Origin of the sequence: Pedobacter hiemivivus (genome assembly GCF_004331685.1) — a bacterium.
GTDB classification, from domain to species: domain Bacteria; phylum Bacteroidota; class Bacteroidia; order Sphingobacteriales; family Sphingobacteriaceae; genus Pedobacter; species Pedobacter hiemivivus.
The window spans coordinates 483,930-505,063 of sequence record NZ_SJSM01000002.1 but is presented as its reverse complement, the minus strand read 5'-3'; the positions used below and the strand labels follow the sequence as shown (position 1 = coordinate 505,063).

Here is a 21,134-nt window from a genome sequence, read left to right as displayed (position 1 = left end):
GATAAGTTTATGATTAAATTATCTATGTAAAACTAAGAATTTTTTTCAATTGAAAAGTAATTTACGTAGTTTTATATCTACACCTATAACAATGCTTCAAACACTTTCAGCGCGGTTAATCATCTTTATCTATTCGAATGAATTTCACCTTTAATTCGTACGCCATTACGCTAATTTTCTGTGGCATTGTTACTCTTTTTTTTTCGTACCGATTATTTCAGAAAAAAGGGGAAGCTGTCCGATTTTTTGGGTTCATGCTATTGTCTAATGCCATTTGGTCATTAGGTTATGGCTTTGAACTCGCCAGTGATTCACTGAGTCAGATCCGTTTTTTCATCAACATTGAATACTTAGGCATAACAACGCTACCTATAAATTGGTTTTTATTTTGTTTACATCTAGCCGGCAAAGATTCATGGTACAAGAAACCGCTAAACCTCAGCGTTTTACTAAGTGTATCCCTGATCACCATATTATTAGTGTGGACAAATGATTACCATCATTTACAATACAAAAGCCTTAGTCTCGACCATTCGGGCCCGTTCCCAACACTTGTTATAGAACCGGGTATATGGTACAGGTGTTTCACTATTTATTTCTATCTACTTATGGGGATAGGAAGTTATCTCATCCTTTCTACCTTCCGCAAAGCCGACGCCATCTACAGAAGACAAAATTACACCATATTTGTTGCCGCATTAATCCCCTGGATGGTTAACCTTGCTTACTTACTCGGTGTACGTCCATTCGACAATCTCGATCTTACCCCCTTTGCATTTATTGTAGCCATTGCTTTGATTTCAATGGCTATTTATCGATTTAAATTATTTGACATTCTTCCCGTTGCCAGAGAAAAGGTACTGGACCTTATTCAAGATGGTTATCTCGTTTTAGATGGTAAAAACAGGGTAATTGATTGTAATCTTGCTTTCAAAAAATATCTTCAAGAAGATAAAAAAAACAAAATTATTGGGGAACAGATTGAATTCTTATTTCCACAGCAAAACGAACTGCTCGATTTTCTGAAAAATCACAATTCAGGGAAGATTGAAATGAAAGTTCAAATTCACCAATCTACATTTGATCTGGAAGCAGACGTTATGTACCTAAACGACAATCAACTAAACAATGAAGCTACAGTTATAAAACTTCAGGATTTAACTGCTGTAAAGGCTGATGCTTTAAAATCCAAACAACAAACCGAAGAACTTAAAAAGTTAAACCAATTAAAGGATAGGATATTTTCTATTATCGCACATGACCTTAGAGGGCCTTTGGTAAATTTATCAGAAGTCCTAAAAATGGTCAATACAGATATGATTACTGTCGAGGAGTTCAAAACCCTGGCTCCAAAACTCAGCAGAGATATTCTTTATACCACTGATCTTTTAGAAAACATTTTACATTGGTCGAGAAGCCAGCTAAAAGGCTATGGCATCAACAAAACGCATTTCGAATTGAGGAACATGATCATCAACGAAGTGAACTATCACCTTCCCTCGGCAGCGATAAAGCGTATTCACATCATACATGATGTATTTCCGGGCATGATTGTTTATGCCGATATGCTCATGATCCAAATTGTAGTCAGAAATATTTTAAACAATTCCATTAAGTTTTGCAATGAGGAATGCGAGATCAATATTACGGCTGTTTATAACGAACACTATCAAATGATTCTATCTATTGAAGACAATGGCATGGGCATGTCAAAGGAAGCCCTAAAAATGCTGATCAATGGTTCGAGTGTTTCCACAAGAGGCACCATGAATGAAAAAGGTACAGGTCTGGGTTTGGTAATCTGCAAAGATTTTATGGAAAGGAACAGTGGAAAAATGGAAGTCACCAGTGAAGTTGACAAAGGCACCAAATTCCAGCTGTTCTTGCCAATTAGTGAGCTATAAAATCTAATACACCAATTTATTGTCCGGTTGCGCCATTAATGGCTTGCTGCTCTTTTAGTGCATCAACATTATTTTTATCTCCGAAATTATTGGTTTTATCCTCAAAATACGTCAAAATCGCCACAATGGTATCCAGGTTATCTGCTACCCGTTGATGCATATCGGAAAGATCTTTATCTAATCTTTTATCCCCAAGCTCAATATTGTCAACTTCAATTTTCCCTATTTTTTGGATAATTGCCTGCTGTGAGTTCTGCAAATCACCCAACTCTCTTACAATCTTCTCCATTAATTCAAACTTTTTTAAAGTATCCATATCTCAATTTTTAAAAGATTAACGTTCTATTTACTAGTTAATGAACCAATTATCTGGCCAATATGTTTTAATTTTTGGTAGTAACTGTTGTTTTTGCTAATTTTCCGACCTATGAAGAAGCCTTTTCTTTTATTTTTTTTGTGTATCATTTATCAATTGACGCAGGCACAGACTGCCGAGAATTTAGACCGTGAAAAACTACTAAATTACTATCAGGCACAACAATATACCGAAGCGGCACAATATCTTCAAAGCATTTACAGCGACAGTACTGATATAAATAAAATAAAGCAACTGGCTTATGCTAATCTAATGGCCGGTAAATTACCAGAAGCTACAGGGTTTTACCTGAAGGTGCTAAAAATAGACAGCAACAATTTCAATGCTTATAAACAATTGGCAAAATTGGATACTGATCTTCAAAGTCCTTTAAGAAAAGCCTACCTACTAAAGGCAAACCAATTAAATAATCAGGATGCTGAAGTAGCAACAGGGCTAGCGGATTTATATTTCAAAAACATTCAATTTAATAAAGCCGAAGAGATCCTGGATTCGGCTTTAGCGGCAGACAGTACTAACCTCCTATTATTGAATGCAAAAATGCCAGTAAGCATGGCTTTAAAAAAGTACCCTGAAGCTATAAAAGCAGGAAAAATGCTATTCGGATCTACCTACATTTCGGCTGAAAACCTATTTTTCCAAATGGCATTATCTTACCGTGCTATTAGAGATTACAAAACTGCAACCAGCTATTTACAGAAGGCCATAAAAGAAGGGATTTCGCAAAAAACAGCCTCTTATTATGGGCTATTAGGAGATTCGTACGAGAGTTTGAACCAAAATAAGGAAGCGCTTGAAGTTTACAAAAGAGGTCTGCTGTTCGAAAACAATGGCAGTTTATACTACAATATCGCCTTGCTTTACGAAGACAAGCTGAACGATAAAAAGAATGCAATCAGCTATTATTCGCAATACTTAAACAATATAAAAGACCCTCAGAAACAAAAGCGCCACATCGCCTTTATCAAAAATAAGATTGAGGAATTAAAAAGATAGCTAGCGGTTTACCAGTCGGGCAACATACTTACCAATAATATCAAACTCAATGTTCACGGTATCCCCTACATTTACCTCATGTAAATTGGTATGCTCAAAAGTATAAGGAATAATAAAGACAGAAAACTCATCCTTTTCAGAGCCTACAACGGTTAAACTGATTCCATTGATGCATACCGAGCCCTTTTCTACCGTAACATTACCATTGGTAGCATCATACTTAAAACGATATTCCCAACTACCATCTAACTCAGCCCTTTTAACACAAACGGCAGTCTGGTCTACATGACCCTGAACGATATGCCCATCTAACCTGCCATTCATTTGCATACAACGTTCCAGATTAACTTTGTTACCGACTTTCAGATATTGCATGTTACTCTTTTCCAACGTCTCCTGAATCGCAGTCACCGTATGTGTATCTTCAGTTAAAGCAACAACTGTTAAACAAACCCCATTGTGTGCTACACTCTGGTCTATTTTAAGTTCGTTACTAATTGTCGATTGAATCGTAAAATGCAGATTTGTACCCTCTGCAGTTATGTTTTTAACTTCTCCAAGTGTTTCTATTATCCCTGTAAACATATCAATTTCACTATTTATTTAACCTGTTTTTCCTCCAGTTGCTTGTGCTTTCCTGCAAAGTTTGTTCCTGCTTAGCTACCCCCTGTTTTTTAAAAGACATTGCGGCAAACAAGGCTGCCATCAAGGCTTCCTCATCATTTTCAATTTTCAGACTATCGGCGTTAAAGTATTTGCTCACAAAATGCGTATCAAATTTACCGGATCTAAAAGCATCGTGTTGCATTACAAATTTACCGAAGCTCAGGGTGGTTTGTATACCAGTGATCTGGTATTCATCAATCGCTCTCAGCATCCGTTCAATCGCTTCTTCCCTATCCTTACCATAGGTGATCAACTTGGCAATCATCGGATCATAATAGATTGGAATTTCCATCCCTTGTTCAAAACCATCATCAACCCTTACACCATTGCCTTTAGGCGTTTTATAAGTCTGTAAAGTACCAATATCTGGCAGGAAGTTATTTTCAGGATCTTCTGCGTAAACTCTTAACTCCATCGCATGCCCGTTAATTTCCAGATCTTCTTGTTGATAAGAAAGCTTTTCGCCACGTGCAATTTTAATCTGTTCTTTTACCAGGTCCAAACCGGTAATCATCTCCGTTACTGGATGTTCTACCTGCAAACGGGTATTCATCTCTAAAAAGAAAAAATCAAGGTTTTCATCCAGAATAAACTCTACCGTACCAGCACCAACATAATTTACAGACCTTGCCACATCCACTGCGCATTTGCCCATTTTGTTTCGGATTTCATCCGTTAAGATGCTGGATGGAGCCTCTTCAATTACCTTCTGGTGTCTGCGCTGAATGGAACATTCCCTTTCAAAAAGGTGAACAATATTTCCGTGGGTATCTCCAAGCACCTGTATTTCTATATGTCGTGGTGAAGAAACATAGCGTTCGATAAATACGGAGCCATCACCAAAAGCCGATTGCGCTTCACTTACCGCTAGTTGCATTTGCTCTTCAAAATCGGATACCTGCTCTACTACACGCATTCCTTTACCACCCCCACCAGCTGCTGCTTTAATTAAAATTGGAAATCCGACTTCCACAGCTCTTAGCTTTGCTTCTTCAATATCTGTAATGGCTTCTTCTGTACCTGGAACCATGGGTATTTTGTACTTCAATGCTGCAGCTTTGGCCGACAGCTTATTGCCCATTATTTCCATCGCCTCAGGTGTAGGGCCGATCAGGATCAGTCCAGATGCTTTTACCAATCTTGCAAAACCTGCGTTTTCAGATAAAAACCCATAACCAGGATGAATGGCCTCTGCTCCTGTAGTTTTACAAGCTTCAATGATCTTCTCTCCTATAAGATAAGATTGATTAGAAGGCGCGGGCCCTATACAGACAGCCTCATCGGCATACAATACGTGTAATGATTGGCGATCTGCCTCTGAATAAACGGCAACGGTTTTTATCCCCATTTCTCTGGCTGAACGCATGATACGCAATGCGATTTCGCCGCGGTTGGCTATAAGAATTTTCTTCATTAATGGATGAAAGTTATTTATGAGCTGATAAGTGCAAATGTATTATGTTTTCGATTGCCCTATCTATCATTTCTTCAGAAATATTTAAATGTGTCACCATTCTTACCGTTTTTGGTCCGGTAGCATTACAAAGGACTCCGCTTTCGGCCAAATGGTGTACCACAGTTTCAGGTCGTATACCATTAGCAAGTTCAAACACAACAATATTAGTTTCGACAGGGAGCACTGAGCAAACATAACTCACCTTACTCAATGCATCGCCCAATGCCTTAGCATGTTTATGATCCTGGGCTAGTTTCGGAATGTTATGATCTAAAGCATAAATACCAGCAGCGGCTAAAAAGCCTGCCTGACGCATACCGCCACCAAAGGCTTTCCTAATTTTAATGGCTTCCCTAATGGTTTCCTTTGAGCCCAATAAAACCGAACCCACCGGAGCACCCAGCCCTTTAGACAAACAAACTGATATCCCATCGAAATACTGTCCGTAAGCCAATGCATGGTCTCCTGTTGCGGTTAGCGCATTAAATATACGGGCACCATCCAAATGCAATTTTATTTCTTTGATATTACATAGCGTATGAATAGGTTCTATCTGAGCTAGGTTGTAACAGGCACCACCGCCCTTATTCACTGTATTTTCCAATACCACTAAACTGGAGTTTGGATAATGAATATTTTCTTCATTTATTTCAGGTTCAATCAGCTCTGGCGTAAGGATACCTCTTATCCCATTCACTAACCTAACCGACGCCATAGAATGATAAGCAATGCCCCCCCTTTCATAACGATATACATGGGAACCCTGGTCACAAATCACCTCATCCATTGGCTTTGTGAAACATTTAATGGCAATCTGATTGGTCATTGTTCCCGATGGACAAAACAAGCCGGCCTCCATATTAAAGAGTGCAGCAAGTTTATGCTCCAGCGCATGTACGGTTTCATCTTCACCAAATACGTCATCTCCGACTTTGGCAGTCATCATTGCCTCTAGCATACCACTATCTGGCACCGTTACGGTATCGCTTCTCAGATCTATTTTCATGGACATAAATTTTCTATACAATATTACTGAAGCGCTTTCAAATTACCACCAATATAAGCATAAAACTTACAGGATATCCTCGTAGTTTTACCCCCACTTTTTGGGCTGGAATTTTAAATTTGGATTTTAAAATAACAAGTGTAATTTAGCTTAGTGTTTATTTAACAATATCTTAACCTAAAAAAAACAAAAAAACACACTTCATCAGTATTTAAAGGGCGAAAAATAATTAAACAACCAAAACCAAAAAAATAAATTTATGAGCAAAACGTGTACAAAAACAGTAGGATTATTTACTTTTACCCCGAAAAAAACGAACTAAGATGATAGTTATTGCAGATGGTGGTTCAACCAAAACGAATTGGTGTTTAATTAACGAAGCTGGAAGAAAAATTCTTTTCAATACAGAAGGCTATAATCCATATTTTTCCAAAACTGATTACATTGTTGAGTCTTTAAGAAAGTCTCTTCCAGATCATTTAGAAACTGAAAAATTAACCGAGGTAAACTACTACGGAGCGGGTTGTTCAACAGAAACAAACAGAAAAATTGTAGCAGATGCTATGCAACAGGTTTTCCCTAATGCAAAGATTAACATCGGGCACGACCTATTGGCTTCGTGCAGGGCTTTACTGGGAGATGAGCCAGGTTTCGCGGCAATTCTGGGTACAGGTACAAACTCTTGCCTTTACAATGGTAAAGACATTACGTTGAATATAGATTCATTAGGTTACTTTTTAGGTGATGAAGGCAGCGGATGTTTCATCGGAAAAAAGATCCTGAGCGATTACATGAAAGGTTATATGCCTAAAGGTCTTAGAGAAAGTTTCTATGACAACTACGCCTTAACCAATGAGGATATTTTTGATCATATCTATAACAAACCTCTTCCTAATCGTTTTTGCGCAGGATTCAGTAAGTTTGTTTACGATTATAAGGACAGTTACGAAGACTATACTTTCAATACAATAGACTATGCGTTTACCGCATTTTTTGATAACCTGGTTACGCATTACCCGAACTATAAGGATTATAAATTAAACTGCGTTGGTTCTGTAGGCTATAGCTTCAGAGATATATTAAGTGTAGTGGCTGATAGGTATGAAATGGGCATCGGAAAAATCATCCGTTCTCCTATAGATGACCTTGTTGATTACCATGTAAACATCGTAAACAAATAGTAGTCATATTAAATAATATAATAAAGGCCCGTATCACGAAGATGATACGGGCCTTTTGTTTTTAGGCAAGTTGTCTGAGCGCTTTGGTAATTCTTCGGGGAGCCTGGCTCAGGGCTAGGACCGAACAAGGGGTGTCCTAGGACCCTCCTAGGAGTCTGGTAGGACTAATAGTCCTATAAAAGCCCTATGAGATGCCTCTAAAGCTCCTTCCAAGGTGCAACCCTATTCGAAGCGTTACCGAAGGCCTATACAAGCCTCTAAAATGAAATCTCTTTACTAAATAATTTGGCGTATTTCCTTTTGTCAAACTTATACAAGGTTGCTGCTCTAAATGAAACTCCATACTGTTTCTCATTTAGATCTCTTAGCACGCCGAAACTCAACATCTTTTTCCTGAAATTTCTTTTGTCCAGTTTTTTATTCAAAATCACTTCATAAACATTTTGAAGCTGGGTTAAGGTAAATTTCTCTGGCAATAGTTCAAATGCAATAGGTTGATGCTTAATCCTCCGTTTGATCTTCTCCATTCCTTTTTCAAAGATTTCCTGATGATCAAAAGCCAGCTTAGGCAGGTCTTTAACATTTCTCCAATAAGCCTGCTTAGCATAATTACTAATTGGTTTTACAACTTTATCCCCTCCTAATCTTAAAAGGGCGTAATAGGCTATACTGACTACTCTACCTTGTGGGTGCCTGTTTACATCACCAAAGGTATAATACTGCTCCATATAGATATCACTTAAGCCTGTAAGCTCATGTAAAATTCTGGTAGCCGATTGGTCTAAACTCTCATCCTCTTCAACCAGGTTACCTGGTAAGGCCCACCAGTCCTTAAAGGGTTCTTCGTTCCTTTCAATTAGAAGAATTTTCAATTCTCCTTCATCAAATCCGAAAAGCACACAATCAATCGAGAAAGTGGAATTAAATTTTGGCAAAATTTCTTTCAAAACATTAATTGTTAGATATTATATATTCCCTGATCTTTTTGAAATTTTCCGGGTTTTCACACGTTATATTCCAGTAGAATCATTTTGACACCAAAATGCAAATAACTTTTGATACTGCAAAAAACAAAATCAATCCCATCAAAAGATATCAGCATTACGCATTATCTTTTTTTTACAAAAAAAGATAAATAAATACACTTGTTTCGTATTAACTTAGGAAAATTAAAAATAAATTACTTAGTGTAAAAAATACACGCTATATTCGTATCTATAAATTATGAGACCAAATATTAAAAATATCGCTGTATTAACATCTGGAGGAGATGCTCCCGGAATGAACGCTTGCATCAGAGCAGTGATTAGAACCGGAATATACAATGGTATCAATATGTTTGGTGTCATGCAAGGATACCAGGGATTAATCAATAACAACATTATTCCCATGGATGCAAGATCCGTGAGTAACATCATTCATCTTGGGGGTACCATTCTAAAAACAGCACGCTGTTTAGAATTTAAAACTGAGGAAGGACTGGAATTGGCTTACAAAAATCTTCAAGCTCATGATATAGATGGACTTGTGGTTATTGGTGGTGACGGAACTTTTACCGGAGCCAAGCGTTTCGGAGAAAAATTCGGCATCCGGGTGATCGGTGTTCCAGGAACTATTGACAATGACCTTTACGGCTCTGACTTTACCCTAGGATATGACACAGCCATTAATACTGTTATTGAAGCTATAGATAAAATCAGAGATACTGCAGATTCTCACGACCGCTTGTTCTTTATTGAAGTAATGGGCCGTGATTCGGGCTGTATCGCCTTAAGAAGTGCCATTTCTAGTGGTGCCGAAGCAGTGCTACTACCAGAAAGAGAGACTAGTTTAAATGAATTGATCGCTCAACTGGAAACCGGTGCATCTACCAAAAAGACTTCGAGTATTGTAATTGTATCCGAAGGACATAAAGATGGTGGAGCCTACGATGTAGCAAAAAAGGTTAAGGAACGATTTAATCATTATGATACCAAAGTTACGATCTTAGGCCATCTTCAGCGTGGAGGTAGTCCAAGTAGCTTTGATAGAATCCTGGGCAGCAGACTTGGTTTTGCCGCAGTTAACGAATTGCTAAGGGGAAATACCATGCAAATGGTTGGTTTGAGAGGCAATGAAGTTAAAACAACAAGTATAGAAGAAGCACTAACCAGACATACTTTTAAGCTGGAAAGTGATTTATTGGAAATGACTAAAGTTTTATCCATCTAACATGATAGCAATAGTATATAGCGGATCAAAAACAGCGTTCTGGAAAATTGCCAAAGATGGCAAGGCTATTGCCGAATGCAGTATGCCTGGAATTAACCCTTGTTTTAATGACCAAAAAACTATTCTTCAGTATTTAAATAAAAAAGCTACGCTGATCAATCATGCCGAAAGCATAAAAAAGATTTATGTTTTTGCTGCTGGTGCTTCGTCTGACGAAAGAAAAGAAGAGCTTGCCCATACATTAGGCCTATTTTTTAAACACAGTAAAATAACTGTTAAGGATGATCTTTATGGCGCGGCTATATCGGCATGCTTTAACAACAGCGGTATCGTAGGTATTTTAGGTAGCGGAGCCAACTGCGCCTATTTTGACGGTAAAAAACCGGAGAAAAATAATTTTGGACTGGGTTATGTTTTTGGAGATGAGGGCTCGGCCAATTATCTTGGAAAAACAATTTTAAAGCGTTTTCTTCAGAACAAACTTCCTGCTGATTTGCAGAAGCAGTTTGAGTTGAAATACAATCTAGACAGACCGCAGATACTGGAAAGGGTGTATAAAAAACCTATGGCCCAGCTATTTTTAAGTTCTTTCTTTGATTTTTTCCTTGAAAACAGAGACAATAAATATATACTGGAGATTATAGACAATGCTTTTGAACTCTATTTTCAAACGTATTTATTGCCAACAGTTAAACTTCACCCTGGAAAAGAAATACATTTTGTAGGTATTGTTGCTGGAAGCTTTCAGGATCAATTACGTGCAATTGCAAAAAAACATGGGCTCTCCATTACAACTATTACTAAGGAACCTATATATAATTTATTAAACTACTATTCAAATTAATAAGATGAGCAAAATTGGAATTAACGGCTTCGGCCGTATCGGCAGACTGGTTTTTAGAGCTGCTTTAAAAAGAGGATTAGATATCGTTGCGATTAATGACCTTGTTGAGCCGGATTACATGGCTTATATGTTAAAATACGACACTACACATGGTCGTTTTGATGGCACCATTGCTGTAGAAAATGGTAACCTTGTAGTAAACGGAAAAACAATCCGTATTACAGCTGAAAGAGATCCAGCTAATTTGAAATGGGATGAAGTAGGTGTTGAAGTTGTTATCGAATCAACTGGTTTATTCTTAACAAGAGCTGACGCTGAAAAACACATTGCAGCAGGTGCTAAAAAAGTGGTATTCTCTGCTCCGGCAAAAGATAGCGACATCCCTACTTATGTAATGGGTGTTAACCATGATAAATTAACTGCAGATCAAACTATCGTTTCTAACGCATCTTGTACTACAAACTGCCTTGCACCAATCGCAAAGGTATTAAATGATAACTTTGGTATCGTTGAAGGTTTGATGAGTACAATTCACGCAGTTACTGCAACTCAGAAAACTGTTGATAGCCCGTCTGCTAAAGACTGGAGAGGTGGTCGTGGTGGTTTCTCTAACATCATCCCTTCTTCTACTGGTGCTGCTAAAGCAGTAGGTATGGTATTACCAGAATTGAAAGGTAAATTAACTGGTATGTCTTTCCGCGTACCGGTTGCTGACGTTTCTGTTGTTGATTTAACTGTACGTTTAGAAAAAGCTGCAACTTACGAAGACATTAAAAAAGCCATGAAAGCTGCCTCTGAAGGTGAGTTGAAAGGCGTATTAGCATACACAGAAGATGATGTAGTTTCTTCTGACTTTATCGGAGATGACCACGCTTCAATTTTTGATGCAAAAGCTGGTATTTCATTGAATGACAACTTCGTAAAAGTAGTTTCTTGGTATGATAACGAATGGGGCTATTCTTCTGCATTAGCTAAATTCGTAGAGTACTACGCAAACTTAAAGTAAAACCCGTTCATACAGGTTTATATTTGGTTAGAAAAGGGATGTGCGTGGATGCGACATCCCTTTCTTTGTTTAAATCAACTCCTACTTATTAGAAGTAGGATCGTAAGTTCCCGACCAAGGCGTTAAGCCCCACTGTGGATTTAAAAGAATCACATTATTAGAAATCCGCATTGAAAAATTAGCGTTGTTAACTAGGCCAGTATAAGTTTTCGTACCAATGCTGTGCGTAATGCTAGTCTTGCTCCAAGGCTTACCGGCATCAAAAACATAACGTTTAATATCAAATACACGTTGAAAAGTACCAATCGGCATTTCTCTACGACGCTCTTTTAAAATCTCAAAAAGCAAGTTATCCTGACTCAATGCAGCACCATTTACCAAATCTGTATTAGCCCCTGAATAACGATATTTACGCAGCAGATTCAAATCTGTAAGTGCAGCACCCAAATCATTTAAACGGGCACTCGCTTCTGCTTTCATCAACAACAATTCAGGATAGGTAATTCCCTCACTGCCTAACATTTTCGAATCGCGATAATACTTAGTTACTACACCATCATCATACTTCACACCCCCTACAGTTGTAGCATAACCTAAAGCCTTCAATGCGAACAACTTGTATCTTCTATCCGTTATTTTGTCGAACAAATCCAAGAACTCCGGTGAAGGATAGTGACCTGTTCCTGATGGAGATAGTCTAAAAAACAAGTTCTCCCTGTTGTCACTCTGATTCAACAATAAATCCGGTCCTTGTAACTCCAACGCCACCTCCACATCCGTTCCTGGGGAAGGCGAAGCATTTGGATTGGGTTTATAAGAGAATACATTATAGTTATAAATCATGTTGTCCACTCCCCCTTTAATTACTACCGAGCGATTCCAGGCTTCCTTAGCATGCTCCAACATCTTTGGCCAATCCCTTTTATACATATAGAATTGAGTCAACAGCGCATGAACAGCTGAAACATTGGCACGACTGGGGTTAGCCACATTATTCGGAGCAGCCAACGCATCCTTTAAATCCTGTTCAATCAGCGCAAACGCTCCTGCGGTGGTTGACAATTCAGGATTAGGTGTATTAGGATTTGCCGAAATACGATAAGGAAGCACCTTTGTATCATTTGCACCGTTAGGATCATACATAGGGCCATAACCAAGTGTACCGACCATTATCGACCAGGCACGACCAGCCTTAGCTTGCGCGGTGATCGTTTTCCCCAATTCAGATCCCGAAGCATTAGGCAATTCCTTTACCCCTTCAATTACATTGTTAAACAATCCAAGTGCACGATAAATACCCCAATCCCAGGTATACTGAGGATTTCTGGGATTTTCATAAGGTAAATAGAAAGTATAAGCAGCATAACGATCAATATTTGGATGTGTGCTTACGTACAAGTACTTTGCCTGATTTTCACTAAGTTGAAAATTATCCCCTAAAAGCGCATAATAACTCCCTCTGTTGTTATCAATAAAGTGATAATCCAATGTACTGCTGTTATTTAAAAGATTCTCCAATTCTTCCGCTTTGGCGGGAATCAACTTCCCTACCGGTTTAACATCGAGATACTTTTTGCATGATGATACCAGCAATACCAAGACTGCCAAAAGTACCGTATTTAAATATTTTGTTTGCATAATTTAATTTTTAAAACGAGAAAGTCACACCAAAAAAGAGTTCACGAGGTAAAGGCAAAGAGGTAAAACCTTGCTCTGTTGCAGCCCCTGTACCACCCGAAGTATTTACTTCAGCAGTCTCAGGGTCGATATCTACTCCTTTAGCTGTAATTCTAAACAAATTGCGGCCCTGAACAAATACCTTCGCATTGCTCATTTTAAGCTTCTTCGCAAGTTTGTCGAAGTTGTACGACAAAGTCAGGTCTCTGAGTTTTACATAACTGGCATTACCAATCACTACATCCGTATATGGGAAATAGAACATGTCCATGTTCCATGCCTGCAATACCGGATAAATGGTATGGTTCTCATCCCCTGGTTTCTGCCAGCGCTCCGACACGTGTCTGTTTAAATAATTAGATCCGCTGAAGTTATCCTTACGAAACTTATGACCTAATTTCGAAATAAACAACATTGTTAAGTCCCAACTTTTATAAGTAAAAGTATTGATCAGAGAAAGGTCATACTTTGGACGTAATGTTCCTAAATAAGCCACGTCGGAGGTAACTGCATCGCCTGGTTTAATCACTGCATTCGCTGCATTGTAAACCTGAGTCTCACCCAAATTGCTCAATCCTGCAAAACGATATCCCCAAAGGCCATCGGCTGGGTAATTCTTTACTAAAATACCTCCAGCAGTTGCATAACTGCTGGCATAATTCCGAACAACGTTATAAGACTTTACCTTGTTGTAATTATAAGAAATGTTAGTTCCCATGTTCCAGCGGAAGTTGTTACTTCTGATCAGGTCCATGTTCAATGCCAACTCCACACCACTATTCGACATTTCACCTGCATTCTTAGTAACCGTAGCAAAACCCGAAGTCGGGTCTGCTGCCTCAGCAGCCAATAGATCAGTACTATTTTTAGTATAATAATCTAAGCTGGCATTAAACCTGTGATTCCAGGCAGCAAAATCAATCCCAAAATTAACAATGTTGGTTCTTTCCCAACGCAATTGATTGTTAGGAGGAGAAGCCACTCCATAAGAAACCCCACCAGTATAATTGTTAAACGATCCTGTTGATAAGATAAGAAAAGGGCCCTGGTTTAGAGAAATATTTCCACTCACACCATAAGAGGCTCTAAGGTTTAACCTATTTATCCAATCGTTTTTAATAAATTCTTCTTCAGCCAATTTATAAGTACCCCCCACAGACCATAATGGACGGTATCTGTACTTAGGATCTGTTCCAAAGAAATTGGTCAAATCTAAACGAATACTACCACTCAAAATAAAACGGTTGTCGTACTCATAAGATCCATTTCCATACCAGGAAACAAAACGATTATCGCGGTATTCATATTTCCCCGGATCTAACAAAATTTGCCTGCCCATCAACATATCAGAAGTATATACTGTTGAATTATAATCCTTTAAATTCATCGGAACAAAAGAACCGGCAGTCGAATTATAACCCACACGTGTTTCTATACGGTTATTATCGAAAGTAAGCTTACGTATTTCATTTCCAACCAGGGCAGTAACACGATGTTTGTTGTTATCAAAGCCGCGATTATAATTAAGCTGGGATCTTACCGTCCAGTTTTCACTGATATTCCTGCTTTCATCAACAAGACTACCGTCCGGCAAATAATGATTCGCTGTATTTTTCAGTGAAGTTGCATCGTTATAGGCAATTCTTACCGCGTATGAATCCACATCACGGAACTCTTTCATCTGTGTACTGCCACGCTGCCAGCTACCACCAAACTCAGCAGTAAGCCCTTCCACTAATCGCGCTCTTACAAAACCACCAAGACGGGTTTGAAAATCGACATTCCTTCTGGTCATCTTTGAAAGATCATTTAAAGGAATATTCGTCCAGTCTTTCATCCCTGGAGTTTTCTTGTACGTGTCCATTTTATACTGACTCAAGCCCCATACTGCTGCAGAATTTCCATTCCCATCTACAAGATCTGTATAAGGCTGCAAAATAGACGCTGCATTATAATTGATCATCTTGGTATAATCGTCATACGGTGTTAAACGATTGTTGTAAACGATGTTCACAGTTGCACCAGCAGTTAAGAATTTAAAAGGCCTCCACTCATTTTTAACATCAAGAATAAGACGGTTACTATTACTCTGGATAAAATTCTCCCTTGTATTTAATAAGTTAAGCGCTACGTTATAGCTATTTTTTTCAGTTGCGCCGGAAATATTAAAGTTATGCTGATTGCTAATTTCAGGACGAAAGTATTGATCTTCAAACTGCTTCAACCCATCAACATTACGTAACCGGTTAATTTCTGCCATCGCCTCAGCCTCAGAAATCTTATTTTCTCTTACCTGCATCATCAGGTAAGTTACCCGGCTCATGTTCCCCTTAGCAACTGTTGAAGCCGCATTTGGATCTTGCTTAAACAAATCTAACTCAGCATCAATATAATCTGAAGATGATGAACGGTTCAAATCGTTTAAATTAGGTTTTGAAACATAATTCACCAATCCATTATAGGTCAGCCTTGGTCCTCCATTTGCTCCTCCCTTCGTGGTAATAACTATTACCCCATTTGCTGCACGTGATCCATAAATAGAGGCCGCGACACCATCTTTAAGTACCGTTACACTACTGATATTGAGCGGATTTACGTTATCAATTCCACCTTCAATAGGATATCCATCTACAACAACAAGTGGATTCTTCTCAGCACCAAAGGTCGATACCCCTCTGATTTCTATATTACCCTTCTTATCCAGCACGACTCCAGCCAATTGTCCCTCTAAGGCTGACTTCAAATCTATCGCCAATCTCGCTTCCAATCTCCGACCTGTTACTACTCCAAATGATCCCGTTACACGCTCAGGCGATATAACCTGGTAACCTGTATTAATCACCACACCTACCTCCAACAGTTCAGACATGGACATCAATAGCGTAATCGCTCCTAAATCTGCACTCCGCATTCCTGCTTTTATTTCTTTAGAAACATACCCCACATAAGAAATAACCAGGGTTGCATTTTCCGGCACATCAGTTAAGCTGAATTCACCTTTCCTATCAGTTAGGGAGGTAATTTTGTGACCTTTAACATGGACACTTGCACCTACTAAAGGCTCGCCATCCTGTCCCAATATTTTTCCTTTAATATTGATAGGCTGTAAAAAATATTCCCTAATCCTTTCTGTCATGGTCTTCTCCAGCTCTTTAACCACGATGGTCCTGTTCTCCAGTGAATAAGTGAAGGACTGATCTTGAAACAGCTGAATCAGCACATCTCTGAGTTCTTCATTCCTTGCCTGAATAGTGACTAGTTTAGAATTTTTAACTAAGTTTTTTGGATAAATGAAATCATAGCCACTCTGTTTGCGGATATCTGTAAAAACAGTTTCAATAGATACATTTTTATGCGAAAGACTAATCTTTTGAGCTCTTGTAGCTAAGGCTGATTGCATAAAGCCAAAAAATAACAAAATACAGGTAAAATTAATCCGCATAAGCCATTTTTTAAATTCGGTTCGTTGTAGTAAACTTGGCTGTTCTTGTCTTTTTAAAACACAAGTATTGAGCACAGTACGGTTTCCTACCTTATTGTTGTAGTAAAGTTTATACATTTGCAATTCTGGTTTAAGTTGATAAATATGTTTCTAGCATGTTTCAAGGAAACCTGATTATTGATCGGAGGCGGACCAACGCCTTCGATCTTTTTATTATCAAGTTCCCTATTATTTGAATAGGCTTTAAATCAAGCCTTAAAATGACCTCCTTTCAATTATTTAAGCTTCGTTATCCACTAATTTCCCACCTGTTTTATAAATTTTCATGGTTTCCTGTGCCGCATCTTTTACTTGTTGTTTTTGTTCTACCAGGGAAGTATCGTTCAAAATGTCGATTACCCTTTGCTGGGTTTCAATTGCTTTTTTAGTATCTCCGGCTCTGTAATAAGCTTTGCCCAGGTTGGTTACAGCATAAGGATCTTCACTGTCAGATTTAGCTGCTGCCTTTTCCATTAACTTTAGCGCCAGTTTATAATCACTAACATCTGCAGCTAAAGACTGAAGGGTTAATGGATCGTTTTCATAAGTTTTCAACGCTTCCAATCCATAAGCATTTGCTTTCTTCGCATCAATTTCCGCTAAAAACTTATACTTCTTCCCTGCCAAACTGCCTACACCAAAAGGAGACATTGGTATTAACTGATCCACTATTTGCAGCGCCTTTTTATAATCCTTTGCATCTTCGGCCACTTTAAGGTCTGCTTTCAAAGCCTTAGACTGTGCATCGTGTTCCTTTACTTTTTGGGCCAGTTTCGCTTTTCCTTCCTCATTGTAAGTACCAGCGATAACCATCTCCAATGGACCTTCCACTGAAGCAGGATGTCCGATCCAGGCAATTTTGCCAGCCTGATCTATAATGTATGCAACAGGAATTCCAAATTTTCCCGAAGCTACCAACCAGGTATTCCACATCACATCTTCACGTACATCGGCCGCTACAATATAGTCCATTCCATCTCCTAAGCGACTTACAAAGCGTTCAACTTTAGCAATATAATCACCGTTCTTATTTTTACCAGCAATCAATTCCTTTACATTAAAGCTGATTACATCTGCATCCTTTTTGTATTTACGTGCAACTTCAGATAGATGCGGCATGCTCGCTCTGCATGGCCCACACCAGGTGGCCCAAAACTCCATTACATACACCCTCCCCTTTTCAAATTTGGTAATGGGCTTTCCTTTAATCCACTTCTCGGCCACTATTGAGGGCGCTGCATCACCAACTTTTAAGGTAATCGCTGGCCTTTCAACGCTCTTGGCTACAGGAGCATTTTGCGCATAAGCATTTGATAAACTGAGCGCCGCTACTGTTAAGAGCGCCGCAGTTCTTGATTTAAAAAAATGGTTCATTGTTTCGGTTTTAGGTTTTATATAATTGATAATTTTTTATTCCATTTTCAACTAAGGCATCACGATCACCCGTTTTTCTACCCCGGGAGATACGGTATCCTCAAGCTTAAAGTGGACTTTATTAGTTTCCTGCAATACTTTTAAAACTTCTGTTAAATGTTTAGACCTTGATATCCTTCCAACCAGTTCCTCCTCAGTAATGTTCCCTTGATAAACGATTTCAACGTTGTACCAGCGGGAAATCTGACGCATAATCGTTTTAACATCCGTATCAAATATGAAGTCACCATTTTTCCAATCGATGACAGCGGTTGGATCCACCTTGATGATTTTAATGAATTCACTGTCTTTTGCAATGATACTTTGCTGGTTAGGTTTTAAAAGCTGATGCTCCGTAATTGCCGAGGCTGCTGAAACGCGCACCGAACCTTCAAGTAAAGTAGTTTTTGCGAAGCTTTCATCAGGGTAGTTATTGATATTGAAATGCGTTCCCAACACCTCTACCTGCTGCGTTTCCGTTTTTACGATAAACGACATTCTTCTACCTGAAGAGGCATGTACTTTAGCCACTTCAAAATAAGCTTCACCGCTAAGCTGTACAACTCGCTCACTACCTTCAAACTCAGCAGGGTACTTCAATGTTGATGCGGCATTTAACCAAATCTTCGTTCCATCAGAAAGTATAATCTGGTATTGTCCACCTTTTGGCGTAGTTAATACCGCATATTGATTCCTGCTCTTTCCTTCGCTTATAATTTTGGTACCATCGTTATAAGTTAACTCATCAGCTTTTATGATCACACTCTGCTTATCGCCGCTTAATTCGACAGTTCTGCCATCCGCAAGCGTTAATGTTGCCTTGTTACTTCCCGGAGCAACGTCTTTAGCTACCGCTAAACCATCCATCATGATATGTTCGCGATTTATGGAAGTATAAAAATAACCTCCTATAGAAACCAGGATTAAAATTGCCGCGGCTGCAGCCATCCATGAATAGCGCTTTCTCTTTTCAACAAACTGATCTTCTTTTGCGATTCTTGTCTTTAGGTTTTCAAAAGATTCATTTACAGCATACGCATTCATGATATCTAAGGCTTTCTCTTTTTGATCAGCACTGTTTAGCTCATTAAACAAGTCCTGATTTCCCAGGCTTAAATTCAACCAGGCGTCCAATTCCGCACTTTCCGATTCAGAGATCGACCCTTTTCTATACCCCGTTACCAAATAGATGACGCGTTGTGCCTTTTGAATTTCAGATTGATTCATAAATCCTATAATGTGATCTTCTTTATTTTACAGACAGTACGACATCGATCAGAAAAAGTACCGAAATTATTTTTTATTTTTTTTAGGCTAGCATTAAAGCTTACATATACATGCAAAGCAATAAAAATCCACTTTTGGAGAGCTTTTGCTTCAGAAGTTTTAGGCCTATACTTTTTTGATTTTTAACTGTCTGAATAGAGATGTCAAGTTCTTTGGCTATCTGATCATTTTTTAAGCCTTCTACAAAACTCAAACTAATGACTTTTGAACATTGAACTGGCAGGTTATGGATTTCACGATAAATCTCACCCCATACTTCTGATTGGATCATTTCTTCGATGAAGTTCTTATCCTGTGCAACGTCCTTCGTTACGAAAATGTGTCGATCTTCTGCGCGTTTAGCAATTTTTAAAAAATCCAGGCAAGAATTTCGAGTCGCTACATATAAAGTGGATTGCGCATGCTGAAAGTTCTCAAAGAACTCCTTTTGACGCCAAAGTTTAAGAAATAAATTATTTACAACATCCTCTGCATCTTCCCGGTCAATATACTTTTGAGCAAAATAACATAAAGGTGCAAAGTAATTTCGGTACATTTCTTCAAATGTAACCTCATTACCCATACTAATAGCTGATCCGTTTGTTATTGAAGCTGTTTCCATTTTTCACAGCAAGGTTTAATTATAGCTGAGCGAATATACATTTTAAAATTAAAACAACTAAAAACTGTTGTGGGCTGCTCTATTAACAAAAAAAGCTACATTTCTGTAGCTTTAATTTTTTTCATTAAGGATATCAAATCTAAACCGATTCATACGGGTTTAGATTATACTCATTATTATTTACAAGTATATTTAGAAACCATTGTGTAGCTATCACCATCATTTGATAATGCACTAACCTTGGTAATGTTTCCATTGGCATCTTTTTCATAAGTATATGTTTCTTCAAATGGGTTCCCAGAGCCAGAGGTTTCAACAAGCTTTGATACTAAGTTCTTAGAAGTCTTACCAAAAAACTTCCTTAATACATTATCAAATGGAAATTCCTCTTCATTAACGAAATTATCATTAGCAAGCTCTGCACCATAAATGTAATTAATTGTATATGAATTACCACTATCTATTGATGTTAGATTACCATTTGTATAACTGTATTTACTGTTGTATGCAGCAGTAGCATCCGCGTTATAACCTTGAATTTCAACTAGGTACCCTTCAGCATTATAAATATATGTATCAACATATCCTTGCTCATTAGTCTGATGTACAATCCTACCTTGACCATCAAGGGTATAAGTTATTGTAAATGACTGCCCATGCTGTGTTTGAACCTCAATGATTTTCGAATTTGAGTAGGTATAAGTTACTTCTAGATCATCATTAGGGCCACCTTCACCACCCTTTACTTTGATTACTTTCCCTTCTGTATTATAAGTAAAAATAGAGTTTCTAGTGTGCCCATCTTCACCCGTGTAGGTGCTTTCGGTTAATAGACAATCAGCAACCTTATCATCTGTCTTGTCTTTCTTACATGAAGCTACGATCAGCATACATAGTGCTGAGAGCATTAAAATTGATTTTTTCATTTGTGTTTAATTGTAAAAGGAATATGAACGACTACGCCATCCCATCATTTTATATGTTATTAATTTATTTGGCGAAGATATCAATTAACATTAACAATCATTT

Annotated in this window: 17 protein-coding genes; 6 read left to right on the top strand and 11 right to left on the bottom strand. The window is 38.2% G+C overall.

Going from position 1 to position 21,134, the window contains the following annotated elements; translation table 11 throughout:
• The first annotated feature begins 137 nt into the window (after positions 1–137).
• Positions 138–1,904 carry a sensor histidine kinase gene (locus tag EZ444_RS05185; protein WP_131607656.1) on the top strand — a complete coding sequence of 589 codons (1,767 nt, stop codon included), beginning with the start codon at positions 138–140 and terminating at the stop codon, positions 1,902–1,904.
• Between the two features lie 16 nt (positions 1,905–1,920).
• Here the strand turns inward: EZ444_RS05185 and EZ444_RS05180 are convergent, their stop codons facing one another.
• Positions 1,921–2,220, bottom strand: a complete 300-nt coding sequence (locus EZ444_RS05180; protein WP_131607655.1) for a hypothetical protein — start codon at positions 2,218–2,220, stop codon at positions 1,921–1,923.
• 111 nt (positions 2,221–2,331) lie between these two features.
• Between EZ444_RS05180 and EZ444_RS05175 the strand changes: the two genes are divergently transcribed.
• Positions 2,332–3,276 (top strand): tetratricopeptide repeat protein, encoded by a 945-nt coding sequence (locus tag EZ444_RS05175; RefSeq protein WP_131607654.1) that lies wholly within the window; start codon positions 2,332–2,334, stop codon positions 3,274–3,276.
• Here EZ444_RS05175 and EZ444_RS05170 read toward each other — a convergent pair whose 3' ends face one another.
• The 3 genes from EZ444_RS05170 to EZ444_RS05160 are packed head-to-tail and all read right to left on the bottom strand — an operon-like array spanning position 3,277 to position 6,404.
• Positions 3,277–3,861 (bottom strand): riboflavin synthase, encoded by a 585-nt coding sequence (locus tag EZ444_RS05170; RefSeq protein WP_131607653.1) that lies wholly within the window; start codon positions 3,859–3,861, stop codon positions 3,277–3,279.
• Between the two features lie 10 nt (positions 3,862–3,871).
• Positions 3,872–5,356: an acetyl-CoA carboxylase biotin carboxylase subunit gene (gene accC, locus EZ444_RS05165; RefSeq protein WP_131607652.1), complete on the bottom strand. Its 1,485-nt coding sequence runs from the start codon at positions 5,354–5,356 to the stop codon at positions 3,872–3,874.
• Between the two features lie 13 nt (positions 5,357–5,369).
• A complete protein-coding gene (locus EZ444_RS05160) occupies positions 5,370–6,404 on the bottom strand; it encodes a threonine aldolase family protein (RefSeq protein ID WP_131607651.1) in 1,035 nt (344 codons plus the stop codon).
• A 323-nt stretch (positions 6,405–6,727) separates the two neighbouring features.
• Between EZ444_RS05160 and EZ444_RS05155 the strand changes: the two genes are divergently transcribed.
• The gene (locus tag EZ444_RS05155; protein ID WP_131607650.1) at positions 6,728–7,585 is read left to right on the top strand and encodes an N-acetylglucosamine kinase; all 858 of its coding nucleotides are present in this window, start codon (positions 6,728–6,730) and stop codon (positions 7,583–7,585) included.
• 257 nt (positions 7,586–7,842) lie between these two features.
• On the opposite strand, the gene EZ444_RS05150 is transcribed toward EZ444_RS05155, so the two are convergent.
• Positions 7,843–8,532 carry an NUDIX hydrolase gene (locus EZ444_RS05150; protein WP_131607649.1) on the bottom strand — a complete coding sequence of 230 codons (690 nt, stop codon included), beginning with the start codon at positions 8,530–8,532 and terminating at the stop codon, positions 7,843–7,845.
• Positions 8,533–8,809: 277 nt separating this feature from the next.
• Here EZ444_RS05150 and pfkA point away from each other — a divergent pair, with 277 nt between their 5' ends.
• From pfkA to gap, 3 genes are read left to right on the top strand one after another with little or no spacing between them, the layout of a single operon-like run.
• Entirely contained in the window at positions 8,810–9,796 is a 987-nt protein-coding gene (pfkA, locus tag EZ444_RS05145) for a 6-phosphofructokinase (RefSeq protein ID WP_131607648.1), read from the top strand.
• Between the two features lies 1 nt (position 9,797).
• Complete coding sequence (locus tag EZ444_RS05140) at positions 9,798–10,640, top strand: hypothetical protein (protein ID WP_131607647.1); 843 nt, start codon at positions 9,798–9,800, stop codon at positions 10,638–10,640.
• A 4-nt stretch (positions 10,641–10,644) separates the two neighbouring features.
• A complete protein-coding gene (gene gap, locus EZ444_RS05135; protein ID WP_131607646.1) occupies positions 10,645–11,646 on the top strand; it encodes a type I glyceraldehyde-3-phosphate dehydrogenase in 1,002 nt (333 codons plus the stop codon).
• 81 nt (positions 11,647–11,727) lie between these two features.
• Here gap and EZ444_RS05130 read toward each other — a convergent pair whose 3' ends face one another.
• From EZ444_RS05130 to EZ444_RS05105, 6 genes are all read right to left on the bottom strand, one after another.
• Positions 11,728–13,284 carry a RagB/SusD family nutrient uptake outer membrane protein gene (locus EZ444_RS05130; protein WP_131607645.1) on the bottom strand — a complete coding sequence of 519 codons (1,557 nt, stop codon included), beginning with the start codon at positions 13,282–13,284 and terminating at the stop codon, positions 11,728–11,730.
• A gap of 10 nt (positions 13,285–13,294) precedes the next feature.
• A complete protein-coding gene (locus tag EZ444_RS05125) occupies positions 13,295–16,882 on the bottom strand; it encodes a SusC/RagA family TonB-linked outer membrane protein (protein ID WP_131607644.1) in 3,588 nt (1,195 codons plus the stop codon).
• A 162-nt stretch (positions 16,883–17,044) separates the two neighbouring features.
• A complete protein-coding gene (locus tag EZ444_RS05120) occupies positions 17,045–18,178 on the bottom strand; it encodes a TlpA disulfide reductase family protein (RefSeq protein WP_131607643.1) in 1,134 nt (377 codons plus the stop codon).
• A 51-nt stretch (positions 18,179–18,229) separates the two neighbouring features.
• Positions 18,230–19,444, bottom strand: a complete 1,215-nt coding sequence (locus tag EZ444_RS05115; protein ID WP_131607642.1) for a FecR family protein — start codon at positions 19,442–19,444, stop codon at positions 18,230–18,232.
• Between the two features lie 100 nt (positions 19,445–19,544).
• Positions 19,545–20,105, bottom strand: coding sequence for an RNA polymerase sigma-70 factor (locus EZ444_RS05110; RefSeq protein WP_131607641.1), 561 nt, complete (start codon positions 20,103–20,105; stop codon positions 19,545–19,547).
• Positions 20,106–20,281: 176 nt separating this feature from the next.
• Positions 20,282–21,013 (bottom strand): DUF4595 domain-containing protein, encoded by a 732-nt coding sequence (locus EZ444_RS05105; protein WP_165503530.1) that lies wholly within the window; start codon positions 21,011–21,013, stop codon positions 20,282–20,284.
• Positions 21,014–21,134: the final 121 nt, after the last annotated feature.